The following is an 18,862-nucleotide window of genomic DNA, read 5'->3' as shown; positions in this document are numbered from 1 at the left end:
TTTATTCAATGCTAGAAGGTCGAACGGTACAAAATACAATTTTATCTAAAACAATCAAGAAAAATTTAAAAAGAAAGACAGCCTTCCTCGTTTGTTCTAGTTTAGTTTTTTTTAGTAGTACTTTAGGTAACTTTTTTACGAAACCTGCGCAGGCTGCTGTGGGAACTCATGTTGTCATCAGTGAAGTTTATGGTGGTGGAGGTAATAGCGGTTCTTCCTACAAAAATGATTATATTGAGCTTTATAATCCTACAGATTCAAGTATTAGCTTATCTGGTTGGTCCATCCAATATGCATCTTCAACTGGTACATTCAGTAGCATTACAAATTTAACAGGTAGTATTGGATCACATCAGTATTATTTAATTAAAGAAGCAAGTGGTGGTGGTGGAACTGTTGATCTACCAACTGCAGATGTGACAGGTACGATCAACTTAAGTGCAAGCAGTGGAAAAGTTGCTCTAGCAAAAGTTACTACAGCGGTATCAGGTTCGACAGATTCAAACGTTGTTGATTTCGTTGGTTTCGGCTCTGCAAACGATTCAGAAACTACTCCAGTTGGTACTCTTTCTGCTACGACAAGTACTGAACGTAAAGACAATATTGGTGGAACTACTCAAGGTCAAGGTAATGGTTGGGATACGAATAATAACGCTAACGACTTTGTGATAACAAGTGGTCTAGCACCTCAAAATTCGTCTTCTATGGCTGAACCTACAACACAAACACAACCTGGCACTGATAATGATCATATCGGATTGGGGAATCCAAGTGGTGCTACAAATAATGTATCTAATTCTAATAATTATTTAATGGTTAAGCCTCAGTACGATTTATCCTACAACAATAGCAAGCATGAGCCTAACTGGGTTAGCTGGCATGTCGGTTCTTCTGATCTTGGAAGTACATCTCGACAGGATGACTTCCGTACCGATACAACATTACCGTCAGGGTGGTATCAAGTGACTGCTAGTGAATTTTCGGGAAGTGGATTTGATCGTGGTCACATGTGTCCATCGGCTGACCGTACATCTACGGTTGCTAACAATTCTGCAACTTTTCTAATGAGCAATATGATTCCTCAAGCTCCAAATAACAACGAGGTTACTTGGGCAAATTTAGAGGAATATAGTCGTTCACTTGTATCAGCTGGAAACGAATTATATGTAATATCTGGGGGTTATGGATCTGGAGGTACTGGGTCTAGTGGATATAAAACTACTGTTGGGAATGGTGTTGTCGTACCAGCAAAAACATGGAAAGTGATCGTTGTATTGCCTAATGGGAATAATGATTTAAGTCGAGTTACAGCTTCTACGAGAGTAATAGCTGTAGTACTACCTAATGATCAAACAGCTTCAAGCCACCCGTGGAGCTACTACAGGGTAAGTGTAGATTCAATTGAGTCTATGACTGGTTATGACTATTTATCTTCGGTGCCTGCTAGCATTCAAAGTGCCATTGAAGCTAGCGTTGACAATGGTCCGACAAATTAAATCTTCATTTACTGATAAATAATAAGCAGATCGAGTATAAAGAAAAGGGAATGTGTTCCAAAAAACTTTTGGTACACATTCCCTTCTTTATTTAATAAACTGACCCTATTTATGATACGGCTCACCGTAACGTATCTAAATGAAATTTATTAGGTTGTAAGAAATCACCAGTATACTTCTATTCCTACAATCGTTTCCTCACTATTAGGATGGATACTCTTGAATGAGGGCTGTTAAACGATATTCTTAACAAATTTTTCCGTAAAATGTCTCCCCCTCCACTGGTGGAAATTTCACATGAAAAGTTAAATTCTTCTATTCTGTCATCTTTTTTCATATCTAATCTTTCTGCTTCATCTTCGTAAATCATTAAATGGTTTTCTGGCAATATACTAGATTGTGGAAAATACAAAAAATTTAAGGTGTTTAAATTTTTAAATAGTTTTAACTATTAATTATTTATACATGATATTATGAAAATGAAAGGTGGTGATATTGTGGTATGGTTTATTGTAATTGTAATTGTAATAATTGGTATAATACTAAAAATGAATAGCACTTCTAGCCGTAACGAAGATAAACACTCTCCTGAAGAAATCATAGAAATTGCAGAATTCGAACTGAAATTTAGGTCAGAATTTGCAAAAAATAAAATGTTACTAAAGAGTGGTAAGATAACAGATAGACAATCAATGAAATGGTCAAAAAATTTATTGGAAGAACACAATGAAATTCAAAGAAAATACAATATAACAGAAGAAGAAATGTCTCAATACTATGAACTTGTATATTCTAAATCAAGCGTTTATCATAATTAAAATTATTTCAAATCCTTAGTAAAACTAGGGGTTTTTTTATCGTCCCTAAGTTCTGGACAAACGTTGTGTGCAAACTATAATATATCAAGTTTTCAATAATTGTTCTTCTTGATCGATTTCACCATTAATAATAGTTGTTTCTACTTTTAAATCTTTAATTTGGTTTGGGTTTGGACAAGCAAAATCCTACGGATAAAGAGAAAAGGGACTCATTGAAGTCCCTTTCTATTTTCCACTTATTTATGATATGGTTCATTCCTATTTATACGAAAAGCTCTATAGATCTGCTCCACCAAAATTAATTTCATTAATTGGTGAGGAAAAGTCATTTTTGAAAATGACAAAGTATCATCCGCTCTTTTCATTACAGCATCACTTAAACCTAACGAGCCACCTATTACAAAGACTACTTTACTGTTTCCATATGTAGCTAGTTGATCGAGTTTTTTTGCTAATGATTCTGACGTATGTTCCTTCCCCTTAATTGCTAATGCAATAACATAAGCGTCGTCGGCTATTTTACTTAAAATTCTTTCGCCCTCTTTTTCTTTCACGATTAGCATGTCTGCATCACTTAAATTTTCTGGAGCCTTCTCATCCGCAACTTCGAGTATATCCATTTTTGCATAACTCGATAATCGTTTTATGTATTCATCGATCCCCATCTTTAAATACTTCTCTTTTAACTTTCCAACACTGATAATTGAGATATTCACACTATATCCTCACTTTACGAACAAGTTATACACAAAAGTTATCCACATACCCACAATTTCTATCCACATTTAGTGGGGGAATCTATGTTCGATACAATATATATGGCATCATTTTGACAATATTCACAGGTTGTGGATATATTATGCGTTTTTTCGACTTTATTCAACAGGGGTGTTTCACTATACTTATCCACAAAATCATCGAGAGCCCATTCTATATGCTCATCACAACTTAAAATTACTTTTTCCACTTATGCACAGCTCCTTTTTTTTTAGCACAAAAAAAAGAGGAGAAAGTAAACTCTCCCCTTAAGTATGCGCTTTGTTTTATACATACACTATATCTGTTGGTTTTTGAGGGTCCGTGTCATGAATTTCAAATTGCATCCCAACTTCAAATCCTTTTCCCTCTAATGTTTGTGTAACAGACATTCTGGCAAGCTCTTTCATATTATTATCTTGGCTTAAATGCGCAAGATAAATACGTTTTGTTTTATCTCCAATTACATCAGACATTGCAAGTGCAGCATCCTCATTTGATACGTGACCAACATCGCTTAGTATACGACGTTTAATGCTCCATGGATATCTACCCATGCGTAGCATTTCAACATCATGGTTACTTTCAAAAATGTACATATCTGCGTTAGAAATGATTCCCTTCATTCGATCACTTACATAGCCTGTATCCGTAATTGTAACAAATTTTTTCTCGTTATGATGAAATACGTAAAACATTGGTTCAGCAGCGTCATGTGATACACCAAATGATTCAACTTCAATATCCCCAAACTGAATCGTCGTTTCCATGTTAAAAATGAACTTTTGCTCTGTTGGAATTTCTCCAATTAAATGGTTCATTGCTTTCCATGTTTTTTCATTCGCGTAAATTGGGATTTGATATCTTCTGGCAAGAACTCCAAGTCCTTTAATATGATCACTATGCTCATGCGTGACTAGAATGCCGGAAACTTCTTTTATATCCCTGTTGATATCTTTAAATAAAGACTCCATCGCTTTACCGCTCAGTCCTGTATCAACTAAAAGCTTAGTTTTCTCCGTCCCAACGTATAACGCATTTCCGGTACTTCCACTTGCAAGTACACTAAAATGCAGACTCATCGCTATTCACTCCATTGTTCTTTATCTATCTTAATTATTTGTCCCTCAATAGCATTTACAAAGTAATCCTGCTGTTCATTGACAACGATATGCCATGCTGGCGCTATGAATTTAACTCCATTCGATAACGGGATTACTGTATAATAGCCAAAGTTAACCTTTGTAATTCGATCACTAGGTTTTAATTCATCTTTAACAAATAAATTTTCAATGGCTTTAATTGCCGGTAACGCTTCTTGCACATTCTTTTTATCGATCATTTCCTTTAAGTTTTCTAAATATCTTTGGCGATACCCATAAATCTCATTCTTATCATTATACTTTATTTCAACTACTGAGCTTTCGATATTATAAATTAGGCGATCTTTATAGGTTTGACAGAAGTATATCGTTTTTGACGTTTGATCTATTTGACAATAACGATAGTTACCACCATTCCAAACATACTCCTTCACAAAGTTTTCTAAAAAGAGTATTTTATTTGTCTCTGCAATTGGAACTGGTTTTTTCAATTGACTTTGTAATACATCTTTGTAGATTTGTATATTCTGTCCTTTTCGATCAGCAAAATTTTTCTTCGAGAAATCCTTACTATTACCCGATATATAAGATTCCTTTAAAGAATTTTTAGGTAATGTCACATATGTGATATCATTTTCCTTTAATTGCTCCTCAATACTCGATTCCGCCATCGTATCAAACTGGTCGCTACTTCGCTTTTGATAATATTGAATCGCTAAAAATAAATCTAATACTAAGAAAGTTAAAATAAATATTGTTTTGATTCTACTCCAATCCAACAATATTCACCCCAGTTCTACTTAGCAAATCTTGATCAATCTTCTTATATGTGTCATCGTAATTTATAATCCAAACAGGTTTTAACTGGATTGCTCTATTATAGTACGGCTGATTGATTGTTGATTGATCTTGATCAAATATCGTCTCGTACCCTAAGCTAATATCCTTAATAAGGGATTTGTTAATAGACTTATTGTTGGATATGATCTCCATAATTTGAGGACCAGCCATTAACTCCATTTCACTTTCCTTCTTGTCCACCTGGATTCTAGTAAATTTATACAATGGACGTTTAAAGGTTTCTATATCGTCTACTCCCCAGCTCGTCGTAATTGTTGAATTATTATACACAGGTAAATTATTTACAAAAAGTCTAAATGAAACTTCATTATTTTCAGGTTTAACTCCAGACAAAATATATCCATCAGTCCAGCCACCATGAGCATTAATAAAATCAACGCTTCTTTGGACTAATAAATTAGGACTTTGATTATTATTGTTTTCAGGTGTTGTCGGGTTAACAAATGAAATCGCTCGATTTAATGGTGAAACTGACATTAATCTAGTACCGTCTGTGAATGTATCTCCTGAATCGGTACTTTCTTTTCGGACATTTGATGGATCACTAAATATAGCATCTTTTAATTTATCAACATCTATATCCGTCGTAAGGAACTCCATCGTTGTTAATTTGATTGGTTTTTTAGGTAAATAAATTATTTTACCTGAATCTAACTTATATCTTAAGCTTTCAGTAAAGCTTTCGTAATTGTCTCTTATCTTTTCAACTGATGCAATAATTGAAGAGTTATCAAATGTTGCTCCATAAAGAATATTTTGTGATTCATTTGAAAAGTAGATCCTTGCTGAAGAATCCTGTTTAGTAGATAAATTGATGATTATTCGATCAAATAAAACATTTTGTAATCGTTTTGCATCTAGATTAAGAACTTTACCTAATGTCTCTATTGGCACTTCAGTTGGAAAAATAATTTCTAGTTTATTTTTTCCTTTTGTTATTGATTGGTAGGCAACTTCAGATGTTCTATTTGTCAGGTTTTCAAAATTTGTGATTTCGGATTTCTGCAATGATCTATAAATTGGTGATATATTACTCTGTTTAGTTGTTTCATAATTTTTATTTGATTCATGAACAACTAGTAAATTCGGAATTACTATGTCCTTAAAGTCTCTTTTGGCACCAATTGAAACTTTTTGGACATAGTCTTGATTTTGAAGTACATCGTATGTTGGTTGATATGACCATAAGCTATATGAAAGTACTAAACTTACTATAACAAGAGTAGTTAATACAACTGATTTTATATGTTCTCTTCTCATTCCCACTCATCCTCTTGGTCATCAGCCACTGGAAGTGTGAAATAGACTGTTGTACCCTTTCCTTCTTCACTTTTAGCCCATATATGACCATCGTGCGCGTAAATCATTTCTTTTGCCAAAGCAAGCCCTAGGCCAGTTCCTCCAACTTGTCTTGATCTAGCTTTATCTACTCGATAGAAACGATCAAATATCTTTGATAGATTTTCTTTTGGAATTCCCATACCTTCATCAGTAATACTAACTAATATTTGATCTCTAGATTCTTTAATACGATAAGTTACAGTCCCACCCTCTGGTGAATACTTTAATGCATTTGAAATAATATTATCTAACACTTGTGTAATTTTATCTTCATCTATAAATACAAATCTTGTCTTACTTATAAATTCACGTTTGAACGAAACTTCTTGAGACTTACTCATTTCGTGTCGATCAATTATACGATTAAACAATTCTGTAAAGTTAACCCAATCTTTCATTAAACGATATTCAGTACTATCTAACTTAGATAATTGTAATAAGTCATTTACTAGCCTTATCATTCGTTCTGTTTCATCTTGAGTTACTTGTAAGAACTTAGGTGCGATTTCTTTATTCTCCCAAGCTCCATCTGACAATGCTTCCAAATAGCTTCTCATCGTTGTTAACGGTGTTCTTAATTCATGTGACACATTGGAAACAAAATCTCTACGTTCTTGCTCGATCTTTTCCTGTTCAGTTACATCATAAATTACAGCGATTAGACCATTAACTTTACCTGACTCTTTTTGTATAGTTGAAAAGCTAGCTCGTAGAATCATTGGTCTCTTATTATCGCTATAATCTAACATAATTGAATCTGGCTCATCGTATAAATCATCTAGAGTATTAATCTTTTCGATTCCCAATACCTCTAAAATAGATTTATTTAATACTGTTTCACGTGAAACATTTAGCATCGTTTCAGCTGGATCATTTAAGAGAATAATTTTCCCTCTACGGTCAGTTGCAATAACGCCATCTGACATATGCTCTAGTACTGATTGAAGCTTTCTTCTTTCTCCATCTGTTGAAGCTCTAGCTTGCTGTAAGTTACGTGATAGATTATTAAATGATATCGTTAATTCACCAATCTCATCTTCACTATAGGCCTTTAATTTGCGAGAGAAATTTCCTTTCGCCATTTCTTGGGCCTGTCTTCTTATTTCTGAGATTGGCTTCGTAATTGCTTTAGCCAATAATATCCCTAAAATGGATGTAATCGCGACTGCTATAAGTGTACCCGTTGAAAAAATACGGTTAATTAATTCCATTCTTTCATAAGTACTTTCCATTGAAGCACTCGTGTAAATCGCTGAAACAATTTCGTCACCTTCCATCACTGGGGTAACAATCGTTTTCATTCGATGACCGTTTTTAGGATCAATTAACACTTTTTCAGTTCTAGTACCTACTAAAAGTGCTCTTTTAACTAAAATATCAGTTGTCCTTTTTCCAACAATAGACCGATTACTAGAATCCGAAGTAGCAATGACTTCACTATTTTGGTTAATAACTCTTACATCTGATATCCCAATATTCTTTCCAAAGTCAGAAACTATTTTTTGAATATTAGCTTTCACCTCTGGATCGTCCAGAGTTTTCTTTTTTTCATACTCGATTTTTATATTATAAGCCAGTAGCTTAGCCCGTTCGTTTATCGCAACTGTAAAACTATTTACAAGTTGCTTTTCAAGTTCTCTCGAAAAATAAACGCTAATAATTTGCATAGCTACCAATATGAGTAAAATATAAACAAGTACAAATTTAAATACAATTGATTTAAATAAACCAACTTTATTGTAAGCTGCCATTAATCTTGCTCCGGATCACGCAGGTAATATCCTACTCCTCTTCTTGTTACAATGAAAAGTGGATAACTTGGATTGTCCTCAATTTTTTCACGAAGTCTTCGAATTGTTACATCAACAGTTCGTACATCTCCAAAATAATCATAGCCCCAAACAGTTTGAAGTAAATGTTCTCTCGTCATAACCTGTCCGATATGCTTCGCTAAATAATATAGTAATTCAAACTCGCGGTGAGTTAATTCGATCTTCTCGCCACGTTTTGTTACGATATAAGCGTTTGGATTGATAACAAGCGAACCAATAATAACTTCAACTGACTCCTCTTTTTCAGATGTAGCTCCAGTTTGATGTCTACGTAAATTTGCTTTTACTCTAGCAAGCAACTCACGTGTACTAAATGGTTTTGTTACGTAGTCATCTGCTCCCATTTCTAAACCTAGTACTTTATCTAATTCAGAATCTTTTGCTGTAATCATAATGATTGGCATTTCATGATTCTTTCTAATTTCTCTACAAACTTCTAAGCCATCTCTAATTGGCAACATAATATCTAATAAAACTAAATCAGGAAGAAACTCGTCTACTTTTTGTAATGCTTCCTCTCCATCATACGCGCAAACAATTTCAAAACCTTCTTTTTCTAAATTAAACTTCAATATATCAGCAATTGGTTTTTCATCATCGACTATTAATATTTTTTTATTCATTCCCCGCACTCCTTTTCTAGTCAGTTTTCGCTGCCATCAATTCTATACATATCTTTTGCAATTTAACATTAAATTAGGCAACAAATAAACTTTTCATAGCAATTTCGTTTTGTGGACTATCTCTCTAAATATAATACGACTACGATCATACGTGTTATTCTTTTTATCTATAAACACTAGATTTTTGAAAAAAACCTCTAGCTTGTTGCTAGAGGTCTACTCCACTTACTTCTATTTTAAATTAAGTAGGTTTTTTTGTAAAATCGAACTGTTTTATTCAAACTAGAATCTATTTTCTATAAGGTTGATATAAAATAAAAAACTACTGTATATACAGTAGTTTTTATGATGGCTCGGGACGGAATCGAACCGCCGACACGAGGATTTTCAGTCCTCTGCTCTACCGACTGAGCTACCGAGCCATTATATGGCGGTCCCGACCGGGATCGAACCGGCGATCTCCTGCGTGACAGGCAGGCATGTTAACCGCTACACCACGGGACCAAGATAAGTTTTTTAAAAAAGGATGACCCGTACGGGACTCGAACCCGTGTTACCGCCGTGAAAGGGCGGTGTCTTAACCGCTTGACCAACGGGCCACATTAATTTAAGAAAAGATGAGCCATGAAGGATTCGAACCTTCGACCCTCTGATTAAAAGTCAGATGCTCTACCTACTGAGCTAATGGCTCATAAAATGATTAACTTCATAAACTATGTACTAGTTATGACGACAAGACTTATCTTATCATACTTTCTAATAAGTTTGCAATAGTTTTTTAAAAAAAATAATAAAAGCCCCTAAGTTTTTATTTAAGGGCTTTTTATTATATTAAGCTCCGTAAACGTTACGTACGATATTTGTTTGGTTACGGTCTGGACCTACTGAGAATACAGATAATGGAATACCTACTAATTGAGACACACGTTCTACATAGTGTCTTGCATTAACTGGTAGTTCATTAAGCGTTTTTACTCCTGTAATATCTTCTGTCCAACCTGGAAGTTCTTCATAAACTGGCTCACATTCTGCAAGTTGTTTTAAGCTAGCAGGGAACTCAGTAATTGTTTCTCCACGGAATTTATAAGCAACGCAAATTTTAACAGTCTCTAGTCCTGTTAATACGTCAATTGAGTTAAGTGATAAATCAGTAATACCGCTAACGCGACGAGCGTGGCGAACTACTACACTATCAAACCAACCAACACGTCTTGGTCTTCCAGTAGTTGTACCGTACTCACGACCTACTTCACGAATTGTATTTCCAATTTCGTCGAAAAGCTCAGTTGGGAATGCACCTTCACCAACACGAGTAGTGTAAGCTTTACATACACCAACAACGTGATTAATTTTTGTTGGACCAACTCCAGATCCAATTGTTACTCCACCTGCAACTGGGTTAGAAGAAGTAACGAATGGGTATGTACCTTGGTCGATATCTAACATTACACCTTGTGCGCCTTCAAATAATACGCGCTTTCCACCATCAATTGCATCATTTAATACAACAGAAGTATCACACACATATTTTTTAATTTGTTGTCCGAACTCATAATATTCTTCAAAAATGTCATCAATATTTAATGAATTTGAATCATACATTTTTTCAAATAAATTATTTTTCTCTTCAAGATTACGTTTTAATTTTTCGTAAAACTCTTCTTTATCTAAAAGGTCTGCCATACGGATCCCCACACGTGCAGCTTTATCCATATAAGCTGGTCCAATACCTTTTTTAGTAGTACCAATCTTATTATCACCTTTACGCTCTTCTTCTAACTCATCTTGTTTTAAATGATAAGGTAAGATAACATGAGCACGGTTACTAATACGTAAGTTGTCAGTTGAAACACCTTTATCATGTAAGTATGCTAGCTCTTGAACTAAAGCTTTAGGATCTACAACCATACCATTTCCAACAACACAAATTTTATCTGAGAAGAAAATACCTGATGGAATTAAATGAAGTTTGTACTTTTCACCATTAAATACGATTGTATGACCTGCATTGTTACCACCCTGATATCTAGCAACTACTTCTGCCTGTTGTGATAAAAAGTCGGTAATTTTTCCTTTTCCTTCGTCTCCCCATTGAGAACCAACTACTACTACTGATGACAATGTACTGCACCTCCGATTAAAATACGCTATTTCCGAACTAAAACCAAAACTAGTATATCAAACTTACGGAATTTGTCAATAAATCTCTTTGAATAATTCTGTTCTAAGTTTTATTTGTTCGTAAATACAAACTAAAGAATTTGATAAAAATAGTTTGCCCTAACAAAAAAAAATAATCACATAGATTCACTATGTGATTATTTTTTAGATGATATTAGGCCCCTGGCGCTTGCTCATCAAACCTTCGTTCTAAGTTTACGAACTTGTTATATTCTTTTACGAATGCTAATGAAACAGTACCTACTGGACCATTCCTTTGTTTAGCAATAATGATTTCAATAATATTTTTATTCTCTGATTCTTTATCGTAGTAATCGTCTCGATATAAGAACGCAACGATATCCGCATCTTGCTCAATACTTCCTGATTCACGAATATCAGACATCATTGGACGTTTATCTTGTCTTGACTCTACGCTACGTGATAGCTGAGATAAGGCTATTAGAGGTACCTTTAATTCCCTCGCTAGTCCTTTAAGAGAACGTGAAATTTCCGATACTTCTTGTTGACGATTCTCTCCACTTTTGCCGTTACCTTGAATAAGCTGCAAGTAATCAATTAAGATCATTCCTAAGCCATGCTCTTGTTTCAGTCTTCTACACTTAGCACGTATGTCATTTACTCTAATACCAGGTGTATCATCGATATATATACCTGTACCAGCTAAGCTACTAGCAGCCATCGTAAGCTTATTCCAATCCTCTTGTTCAAGATTACCTGTACGTAGTGCCTGTGCGTTAATATTCCCTTCTGCACAAAGCATACGCATAACAAGCTGATCTGATCCCATCTCGAGACTGAAAATTGCTACGTTTTCATCTGTCTTAGTCGCTACGTTTTGTGCGATATTCAACGCAAAAGCTGTTTTACCTACTGAAGGACGGGCAGCTACTATAATTAAATCATTGGGCTGAAATCCCGCTGTCATACGATCTAAATCAGTAAATCCTGTTGGTACACCTGTGATTTCGCCACGTTGATTAAATAAAGTCTCAATTTTACTAAATGTAGTAAATACTACATCTTTAATACTTTGAAAACCAGAAACGTTTGTGCGCTGAGCTACTTTTAAGATACTTTTTTCAGCCTCGTTTAGTACAACATCCACTGGAGTATCTGGTGCATAGCTTTCCGTTACAATATTTGTAGCGGTTCTTATTAATCTTCTTAAAGTAGATTTTTCTTCAACGCTCTTCGCATAGTATTCAACGTTAGATGCCGTTGGTACTGAAGCCAGCAAATCATTTAAGTATGACACTCCTCCAACTTCTTCTAATACTCCTTGATTAGCTAGTTCAGAAGTTAGTGTGATAACATCTAAAGGCTCATTCCTTGAAGCAATCTTAAGCATTGCTTCAAATATTTTTTGATGGGCAGCTCGATAAAAGTCATCTGGTAAAAGCCGTTCTGAAGTTGATATTAGCGCCTCTGAATCTAACAGTATGGCTCCTAATACAGCCTGTTCAGCTTCTATATTCTGTGGTGGAGTACGATCATTTAGCAAATCACTCATTTCTAGTCCTCCAGATGCTTGTTTTTCTTATTGTTCCTTAACGTGTACTTTTAAAGTTGCACTAACTTCAGGATGCAATTTTACTTTAATATTTGTTACACCTAGACCTCTAATCGCATCATTCATTTCGAATTTACGCTTATCTAGTTTAATACCATGTACTTTTTGAAGCTCATCGGCAATTTGTTTGCTAGTGATTGATCCGAAAAGACGACCACCTTCACCCGATTTAGCTTTTAGTTCTACTGTTAGAGCTTCAATTGTTTCTTTTAGCTTTTTACAATTTTCTAATTCAATTTGTGCATCTTTTAATTCTTTATTTTTTTTCGCTTCAAGAGTTTTCATATTACCTGCTGTAGCTTCAATAGCATCTCCATTTTTGATTAGGAAACTTGCATAGCCATCTGCGATATTTTTAGTTTCTCCCTTTTTACCTTTTCCTTTTACATCTTTTAAGAAAATTACTTTCATTTGTTTGTTCTCCCTTCAATATATTCATCGATTATTCTCAATAAGTGTTGTTCAACTTCTCTAATTGAAGAAGATTCAACTTGTGCAGCAGCATTTGTTAAGTGACCGCCACCACCAAGCTCTTCCATTATTAATTGAACATTTATATTCCCTAATGAACGGCTGCTAATGCTAACAACATTGTCTGACCTTTTCGCAATGACAAAAGATGCAATAACATCTGTCATCGTTAATAACGTATCTGCGGCCTTTGCAATTAAAACTTGATCATAGCTTACATTATCTTTTCCAAAGCTAATCGCAAAGCCCTCTTTATACATATAGGCTTCCTCTATTAATTCTGCTTTGCGAATATATTCATTCATATCTTGTTTTAGTAAATTTTGAACGAGGATCGTATCAGCGCCATTCGAACGCAAGTATGATGCTGCATCAAAAGTTCGTGCCCCTGTTCGGAAAGTAAAACTCTTTGTATCAACAATAATTCCTGCAAGTAAGGCTGTTGCCTCAAGCATGCTTAATTTTATTTTCTTAGGTTGGTACTCCAATAACTCTGTTACTAATTCTGCTGTAGAGGAAGCGTACGGCTCCATATAAACGAGAATTGCATCCTTAATGAAGTCCTCTCCTCTTCGATGATGGTCTATCACAACAATTTTATCTGTCTCATCTAAAAGTGATTCTTCTTCAACCATTGTTGGTCTATGGGTATCTACTACGATTATTAATGTATCTTCAGAAATAAGTTCTTTTGCTTTTTCAGGTGAAATAAAACAAGACATAAATTGTTCATTTTTAGACATTTCCCTCATCAAACGATTAACACTTTTATCTACTTCATCTTTATCAATAACAACATAACCATCCACTTCATTATGCATAACCATTTTTAAGATTCCAACTGCTGAACCAAGAGCATCCATGTCAGGTAACTTATGACCCATTATCATAACATTGGTGCTACTCTTCATTAAATCTCTTAATGCATGCGAGATTACCCTCGCTCTAACCCTCGTTCTCTTTTCTACAGGGTTTGTTTTTCCACCAAAAAACTTTACTTTACCGTTAATGTTTTTAACAGTTACTTGATCTCCCCCGCGCCCTAATGCTAAATCTAAGCCAGATTGCGCTAGTTGACCAAGTTCGGTTAAATTTAAACTACCTACCCCGACGCCAACGCTTAGAGTAAGGGGTAAATTACGTTTTGTAGTTTCTTCTCTTACTTGGTCTAATATAGAAAACTTATTATTTTCTAATGCCGCCAGAATTCCTTCATTTAAAACTACACTATATCGATCAGATGAAACACGTTTCAAGAAAATACCATGGCTATTAGCCCAACTATTTAACATAGTAGTTACTGCACCATTTACACTAGAACGCTCCTGATCATCTAATCCCTGTGTCATTTCATCGTAATTATCTAATAAAATAATTCCGATTACTGTTCTTTGATCTTCGTATAACTTCTCTAATTGTGCCTGTTCTGTCACATCAAATAAATAAATGTATCGCTCTTCCCTTTTAATAACTACGCGATATGTTCTTTTACTTATATTCAATACATCTTCTTTTTTCTCTTTTTTCGAAATTAAAGCCATTAATCCTTCAGATAGATCATATATGTGTTTACCAATTAATGAACGATCATCTAAAATATTTAAAATATATTGATTGCCCCATTCAATATGGTACTCTCTATCATAAAGTAATACTCCAATTGGCATTTCTGTAATTGCTTCATTACTTAAATTTTTCACTCTCGACATAATTGATTCTATATACATATCTAAAACGTAGCGATACTTAATTTCTAACTTTACAACTAGAAATATAACGCATAAAAAGATAACGATAAATATTATCCCTATTTTAGGTTGAATATAGACCACAGTTCCGATCAAAAACACTGAAAGAGCAGTTAAAAGATAGACGGGTATAAGAAACATTTGTTTCTTATGAAAATCTTGCATATGTTCAACCCCTAAGCCAAATAAAATCTAACTTACATATTAAAGTTTATTCACTTTTGCACAACAAATTAGTATCAAATATGTTTTTAAGTTTAAATTTTTCTTCTATTAAAGATTCCAATTGAGATGATTCCAATTAGTAAAACAATATAAATTAATGGTTGAATGATAAAACTTGCGATCATTATAATAATTGGTACCGCTTTAGAAAACTGTTTTAAATAACTAAAATAAAAGATCGATGCATAACCTTGAACAAGCAGTAAAATTTGAAGTACATATGTTAAGTTAATTACTGCTGTACTAAGGAAACTACTTTGTTTCAAATTGAAGAACGAAAAAATCATTACAATTAAAAAGAACCACATGAATCCTACTGGGAGTCTAAACTCTCTAAATGGTTTAAATTTCGGTGTTTTATAACCTAATCTTTTTATTAATGGAAAAGTTACTAGTTGTGTTATAAAAGCAACGAAAAAACTACCCATTAACATTATAGAAGGAATTAATGTAGGGATTAATTTAATAGCACTTGAAAGCTCATCTAGTTTCTTTTCATTAGTGCCTGTACCTAAACTGGCACTAAGTTCCTTACTTTTTTCTACTCCTTCCAACATCATGTCAATACCATGTTTAACAAGGTCCGTATGAGAAACTGCTTTGAATAGTATATACGTAAGCACCATATGTATTAAATAAATAAAAGTACTTGTAAGTAAAATTTCTCCTTTACTTCGCTCATTTTTTAATAGATACCCAATTACTATACCAACTGTTGAGTACATTAAAGTAATGGGAAGTAAATTAAAAGAGGCAATAGGAATTGTTAAGCCAAGCGCCAAACAACAAAGTAAAAGTGATTCCTTAATCGAATATTTAATACTAATAATAATAAACGGCAGTGGCATAAGGAATGCCAAAATTAATGAGAGAAATGGTACATATAAAAATACTAATAGCAATACCGAGTAAATTGCTAGAAGCACTGCACCCTCAACTATAAATCGAGTCGATTTCAAAATAAAGCTCCTTTCAACTACCCCTACTTATTTCGCGATAAGCATACTATTACTTATTTTACCATAAAACTTATTTTTTCATAAATACAAAAAAAGTACAGCACGAGAATGCTGTACTTTTTATTACTTAGCTTATTCAGCCACGTATGGTAATAAAGCCATTTGACGAGAGCGTTTGATTGCAATCGTTAATTTACGTTGGTATTTCGCAGAAGTACCAGTTACACGACGAGGTAAAATTTTACCACGCTCAGAAACGAAACGTTTTAATAACTCAGTATCTTTGAAGTCGATTGTAGTGATGCCGTTTGAAGTAAAGTAACAAACTTTACGACGTTTAGCACGTCCACCTTTGCGTCCACCCATTGCCATTGTTATTTCCCTCCTCTACTTAAAATTAGTTTTTTAGTAATGTTAACCGTTCAACATTACACTGTTTTTATTATTAGAAAGGAAGATCGTCATCAGTAATATCAATCGTTTTGCTTGTCCCACCAAATGGATCATCATTAAAGCTAGGCTTTTGAGATGGTGCTTCGAAAGGATTTCCAGCGTTAAAACCTTGATTTTGTTGATTCATACCGAATGAACCACCTTGGTTACCTGATGCATTTCTTGGTTCTAAGAATTGAACAGAGTCAGCTACAACTTCAGTTACATATACTCTCTTACCATCTTGACCATCAAAACTTCTAGTTTGAATGCGACCCTCAACGCCAGCTAAGCTTCCTTTTTTCAAGAAGTTTGCTACGTTTTCAGCAGGCTTTCTCCAGATAACGCAGTTAATAAAATCCGCTTCTCTTTCACCTTGCTGATTTGAGTAGGTACGATTCACCGCTAGAGTAAATGTTGCTACGGCAACCCCACTTGGTGTATAACGTAAGTCCGGATCCTTTGTTAAGCGACCTACAAGTACAACACGATTAATCATCTGATTCCTACCTCCCTAAAGCATTTAAAAAATATTATTTTTCTTCTTCACGAATAACGATGTGGCGGATGATATCTTCGCTGATTTTCGCTAAACGATCGAATTCTTGTACTGCTTCTGGCTTAGCAGAAACGTTTACAAGCATGTAGTGTCCATCACGGAAATCGTTAATTTCATAAGCTAAACGACGTTTACCCCACTCTTTAACGTTTGTGATTTCAGCACCTTGTTCAGTTAAAACGCCGTTGAAACGCTCAACTAATGCTTTTTGTGCTTCGTCTTCCATGTTTGGACGAACGATGTACATGATTTCGTATTTATTCATCACAATGTCACCTCCTTTTGGTCTAACGGCCCAATTAAGGGCAAGGAGCAATTTAATTAATCACTCACGAGTTAAAATTATAGCATAGTTTTTTTAAGATAGCAAATCTATAATTCAGTTGCTATTTTATTAAACATTAAATCGGAAATGCATTACATCTCCATCTTGTACGATGTACTCTTTACCTTCAAGACGCACTTTTCCTGCTTCTTTTGATGCTGTCATGTTACCATAAGTCGCTAAATCTTCAAAAGAAACTGTTTCTGCGCGGATAAAGCCACGTTCGAAGTCGCTATGAATTACGCCAGCACATTGTGGAGCTTTCATACCTTTTTTAAATGTCCAAGCTCTTACTTCTTGTACACCTGCAGTGAAATAAGTTGCTAATCCTAATAAAGAATAAGCTGCACGAATTAATTGATCTAAACCTGATTCTTCAATTCCAAGTTCTTGAAGGAATGTACGTTTCTCTTCATCATCTAGCTCAGCAATTTCTTCTTCAATTTTTGCACTAATCACAATTACTTGAGAACCTTCTTTAGCTGCAAATTCTCTTACTTTTTCAACGTATTCGTTAGATGAAGCATCTGCGATTTCATCCTCGCCAACATTAGTGATATAAAGCATTGGCTTAGTCGTTAATAAGTGTAAACCTTTTACTACTTTCATTTGCTCTTCCGTAAACTCTACTGAACGAGCTGGCTTGTCATTTTCAAATGCTTCTCTTAATTTCACTAAAATTTCATGTTCATAAGATGCATCTTTATCTTTTTGCTTCGCTAATTTAGCTACACGATCAATACGTTTTTCAACTGATTCTAAGTCTGCAAGAATTAGTTCTAAGTTAATTGTTTCAATATCTGCAATTGGATCTACTTTTCCAGATACATGAGTAATATTATCATCTACAAAGCAACGTACTACTTGGCAAATTGCGTCCACTTCACGAATATGAGATAAAAACTTATTTCCTAAACCTTCACCTTTACTTGCACCTTTAACGATCCCAGCGATATCAGTAAATTCAAAAGTTGTTGGAACAGTTTTTTTAGGTTGAACTAATTCAGTTAATTTTACTAAACGGTAATCTGGTACTTCTACCACACCTACGTTTGGATCAATTGTACAAAACGGATAGTTTGCTGATTCAGCGCCCGCTTGTGTAATTGCATTAAATAATGTTGACTTTCCTACGTTTGGTAATCCTACGATTCCTGCTGTTAATGGCATATTTTCCACTCCTATACGAACTTAGTTAATCTTTCACAATTATATTGATTTCAAAAAAAAATAACAAGAAAATCTGAATATTAATTCTAAACATACGAAAGGTATCTAATACGAGCGATCCTTCAAATTGCTCTACTAGATACCCATTGATTTAAAAATCGTCCTACTCTTCAGATCGAACTAAAACCTTTTTTAATTTTCGTGTGAACTCTCTGCGCGGTATTAATACGCTATGCTCACACCCCTCACATTTTAATCGAATGTCCATACCCATTCGAATAATTTTCCATCTGTTCACTCCACAAGGATGAGGTTTTTTCATTTCTACTATATCATTTAGGCTAAATTCTTTTTCTTCCATGTAAAAACTTCACTTCCTTAAAATAGTA

The 18,862-nt window shown here is 34.4% G+C and carries 19 protein-coding genes and 4 tRNA genes; 2 read left to right on the top strand and 21 right to left on the bottom strand.

The window, feature by feature from the left end; all coding sequences use genetic code 11:
* Positions 1–8: 8 nt before the first annotated feature.
* On the top strand, positions 9–1,496 hold the full coding sequence (locus AN960_RS23880; RefSeq protein ID WP_082459359.1) for a DNA/RNA non-specific endonuclease: 1,488 nt from the start codon (positions 9–11) through the stop codon (positions 1,494–1,496).
* A 497-nt stretch (positions 1,497–1,993) separates the two neighbouring features.
* Positions 1,994–2,314: a hypothetical protein gene (locus AN960_RS04015; RefSeq protein ID WP_056467208.1), complete on the top strand. Its 321-nt coding sequence runs from the start codon at positions 1,994–1,996 to the stop codon at positions 2,312–2,314.
* Between the two features lie 236 nt (positions 2,315–2,550).
* Here AN960_RS04015 and rlmH read toward each other — a convergent pair whose 3' ends face one another.
* The 21 genes from rlmH to AN960_RS03910 form a co-directional block, all read right to left on the bottom strand.
* Positions 2,551–3,030 (bottom strand): 23S rRNA (pseudouridine(1915)-N(3))-methyltransferase RlmH, encoded by a 480-nt coding sequence (gene rlmH, locus AN960_RS04010; protein ID WP_056467206.1) that lies wholly within the window; start codon positions 3,028–3,030, stop codon positions 2,551–2,553.
* Between the two features lie 59 nt (positions 3,031–3,089).
* Positions 3,090–3,281 (bottom strand): CxxH/CxxC protein, encoded by a 192-nt coding sequence (locus AN960_RS04005; RefSeq protein WP_056467203.1) that lies wholly within the window; start codon positions 3,279–3,281, stop codon positions 3,090–3,092.
* Between the two features lie 76 nt (positions 3,282–3,357).
* Positions 3,358–4,152, bottom strand: coding sequence for an exodeoxyribonuclease YycJ (gene yycJ, locus AN960_RS04000; protein WP_056467200.1), 795 nt, complete (start codon positions 4,150–4,152; stop codon positions 3,358–3,360).
* A 2-nt stretch (positions 4,153–4,154) separates the two neighbouring features.
* A complete protein-coding gene (locus AN960_RS03995; RefSeq protein WP_056467197.1) occupies positions 4,155–4,952 on the bottom strand; it encodes a two-component system regulatory protein YycI in 798 nt (265 codons plus the stop codon).
* Positions 4,939–6,294: a YycH family regulatory protein gene (locus AN960_RS03990; protein WP_056467194.1), complete on the bottom strand. Its 1,356-nt coding sequence runs from the start codon at positions 6,292–6,294 to the stop codon at positions 4,939–4,941. The genes AN960_RS03995 and AN960_RS03990 overlap by 14 nt, the downstream gene beginning before the upstream one ends.
* Positions 6,291–8,126 carry a cell wall metabolism sensor histidine kinase WalK gene (gene walK / locus AN960_RS03985; protein ID WP_056467191.1) on the bottom strand — a complete coding sequence of 612 codons (1,836 nt, stop codon included), beginning with the start codon at positions 8,124–8,126 and terminating at the stop codon, positions 6,291–6,293. The genes AN960_RS03990 and walK overlap by 4 nt, the downstream gene beginning before the upstream one ends.
* The gene (gene yycF / locus AN960_RS03980; protein ID WP_056467188.1) at positions 8,126–8,830 is read right to left on the bottom strand and encodes a response regulator YycF; all 705 of its coding nucleotides are present in this window, start codon (positions 8,828–8,830) and stop codon (positions 8,126–8,128) included. The genes walK and yycF overlap by 1 nt, the downstream gene beginning before the upstream one ends.
* Before the next feature lie 349 nt (positions 8,831–9,179).
* Positions 9,180–9,252 (bottom strand) — tRNA-Phe (locus AN960_RS03975).
* 6 nt (positions 9,253–9,258) lie between these two features.
* A tRNA-Asp gene (locus AN960_RS03970) sits at positions 9,259–9,334 on the bottom strand.
* A 23-nt stretch (positions 9,335–9,357) separates the two neighbouring features.
* Positions 9,358–9,429: transfer RNA gene (locus AN960_RS03965), tRNA-Glu, on the bottom strand.
* Positions 9,430–9,448: 19 nt separating this feature from the next.
* Positions 9,449–9,521 (bottom strand) — tRNA-Lys (locus AN960_RS03960).
* 140 nt (positions 9,522–9,661) lie between these two features.
* Positions 9,662–10,951, bottom strand: a complete 1,290-nt coding sequence (locus AN960_RS03955; RefSeq protein WP_056467185.1) for an adenylosuccinate synthase — start codon at positions 10,949–10,951, stop codon at positions 9,662–9,664.
* A 214-nt stretch (positions 10,952–11,165) separates the two neighbouring features.
* Positions 11,166–12,524, bottom strand: a complete 1,359-nt coding sequence (gene dnaB / locus AN960_RS03950) for a replicative DNA helicase (protein ID WP_056467182.1) — start codon at positions 12,522–12,524, stop codon at positions 11,166–11,168.
* Between the two features lie 27 nt (positions 12,525–12,551).
* Positions 12,552–12,995: a 50S ribosomal protein L9 gene (rplI, locus tag AN960_RS03945; RefSeq protein WP_056467179.1), complete on the bottom strand. Its 444-nt coding sequence runs from the start codon at positions 12,993–12,995 to the stop codon at positions 12,552–12,554.
* The gene (locus AN960_RS03940) at positions 12,992–14,968 is read right to left on the bottom strand and encodes a DHH family phosphoesterase (protein ID WP_056467176.1); all 1,977 of its coding nucleotides are present in this window, start codon (positions 14,966–14,968) and stop codon (positions 12,992–12,994) included. The genes rplI and AN960_RS03940 overlap by 4 nt, the downstream gene beginning before the upstream one ends.
* A 92-nt stretch (positions 14,969–15,060) precedes the next feature.
* On the bottom strand, positions 15,061–15,987 hold the full coding sequence (locus AN960_RS03935; RefSeq protein ID WP_056467173.1) for a YybS family protein: 927 nt from the start codon (positions 15,985–15,987) through the stop codon (positions 15,061–15,063).
* Positions 15,988–16,119: 132 nt separating this feature from the next.
* A complete protein-coding gene (gene rpsR / locus AN960_RS03930) occupies positions 16,120–16,353 on the bottom strand; it encodes a 30S ribosomal protein S18 (protein ID WP_056467298.1) in 234 nt (77 codons plus the stop codon).
* Positions 16,354–16,432: 79 nt separating this feature from the next.
* Complete coding sequence (gene ssb, locus AN960_RS03925; protein ID WP_025568959.1) at positions 16,433–16,918, bottom strand: single-stranded DNA-binding protein; 486 nt, start codon at positions 16,916–16,918, stop codon at positions 16,433–16,435.
* Between the two features lie 34 nt (positions 16,919–16,952).
* Positions 16,953–17,243 (bottom strand): 30S ribosomal protein S6, encoded by a 291-nt coding sequence (rpsF, locus tag AN960_RS03920; protein ID WP_025568958.1) that lies wholly within the window; start codon positions 17,241–17,243, stop codon positions 16,953–16,955.
* Positions 17,244–17,372: 129 nt separating this feature from the next.
* Complete coding sequence (gene ychF, locus AN960_RS03915) at positions 17,373–18,473, bottom strand: redox-regulated ATPase YchF (RefSeq protein WP_056467170.1); 1,101 nt, start codon at positions 18,471–18,473, stop codon at positions 17,373–17,375.
* 163 nt (positions 18,474–18,636) lie between these two features.
* A complete protein-coding gene (locus AN960_RS03910) occupies positions 18,637–18,834 on the bottom strand; it encodes a DUF951 domain-containing protein (RefSeq protein WP_056467168.1) in 198 nt (65 codons plus the stop codon).
* Positions 18,835–18,862 lie beyond the last annotated feature (28 nt).

This window comes from Bacillus sp. FJAT-25509 (assembly GCF_001420605.1).
GTDB lineage: Bacteria > Bacillota > Bacilli > Bacillales > Bacillaceae_G > Gottfriedia.
Note: the sequence above shows the minus strand (reverse complement) of the source record. Positions and strands in the feature narration are given on the sequence as shown.

What these genes read in the sequence shown, in the direction of transcription:
- AN960_RS23880 (WP_082459359.1), top strand. Translation starts at nt 9, where the DNA reads ATGCTAGAAGGTCGAACGGTACAAAATACAATTTTATCTAAAACAATC.
- yycJ (WP_056467200.1), bottom strand. Translation starts at nt 4,152, where the DNA reads ATGAGTCTGCATTTTAGTGTACTTGCAAGTGGAAGTACCGGAAATGCG.
- AN960_RS03990 (WP_056467194.1), bottom strand. Translation starts at nt 6,294, where the DNA reads ATGAGAAGAGAACATATAAAATCAGTTGTATTAACTACTCTTGTTATA.
- walK (WP_056467191.1), bottom strand. Translation starts at nt 8,126, where the DNA reads ATGGCAGCTTACAATAAAGTTGGTTTATTTAAATCAATTGTATTTAAA.
- yycF (WP_056467188.1), bottom strand. Translation starts at nt 8,830, where the DNA reads ATGAATAAAAAAATATTAATAGTCGATGATGAAAAACCAATTGCTGAT.
- dnaB (WP_056467182.1), bottom strand. Translation starts at nt 12,524, where the DNA reads ATGAGTGATTTGCTAAATGATCGTACTCCACCACAGAATATAGAAGCT.
- rplI (WP_056467179.1), bottom strand. Translation starts at nt 12,995, where the DNA reads ATGAAAGTAATTTTCTTAAAAGATGTAAAAGGAAAAGGTAAAAAGGGA.
- AN960_RS03940 (WP_056467176.1), bottom strand. Translation starts at nt 14,968, where the DNA reads ATGCAAGATTTTCATAAGAAACAAATGTTTCTTATACCCGTCTATCTT.
- rpsR (WP_056467298.1), bottom strand. Translation starts at nt 16,353, where the DNA reads ATGGGTGGACGCAAAGGTGGACGTGCTAAACGTCGTAAAGTTTGTTAC.
- ssb (WP_025568959.1), bottom strand. Translation starts at nt 16,918, where the DNA reads ATGATTAATCGTGTTGTACTTGTAGGTCGCTTAACAAAGGATCCGGAC.
- rpsF (WP_025568958.1), bottom strand. Translation starts at nt 17,243, where the DNA reads ATGAATAAATACGAAATCATGTACATCGTTCGTCCAAACATGGAAGAC.
- ychF (WP_056467170.1), bottom strand. Translation starts at nt 18,473, where the DNA reads ATGCCATTAACAGCAGGAATCGTAGGATTACCAAACGTAGGAAAGTCA.
- AN960_RS03910 (WP_056467168.1), bottom strand. Translation starts at nt 18,834, where the DNA reads ATGGAAGAAAAAGAATTTAGCCTAAATGATATAGTAGAAATGAAAAAA.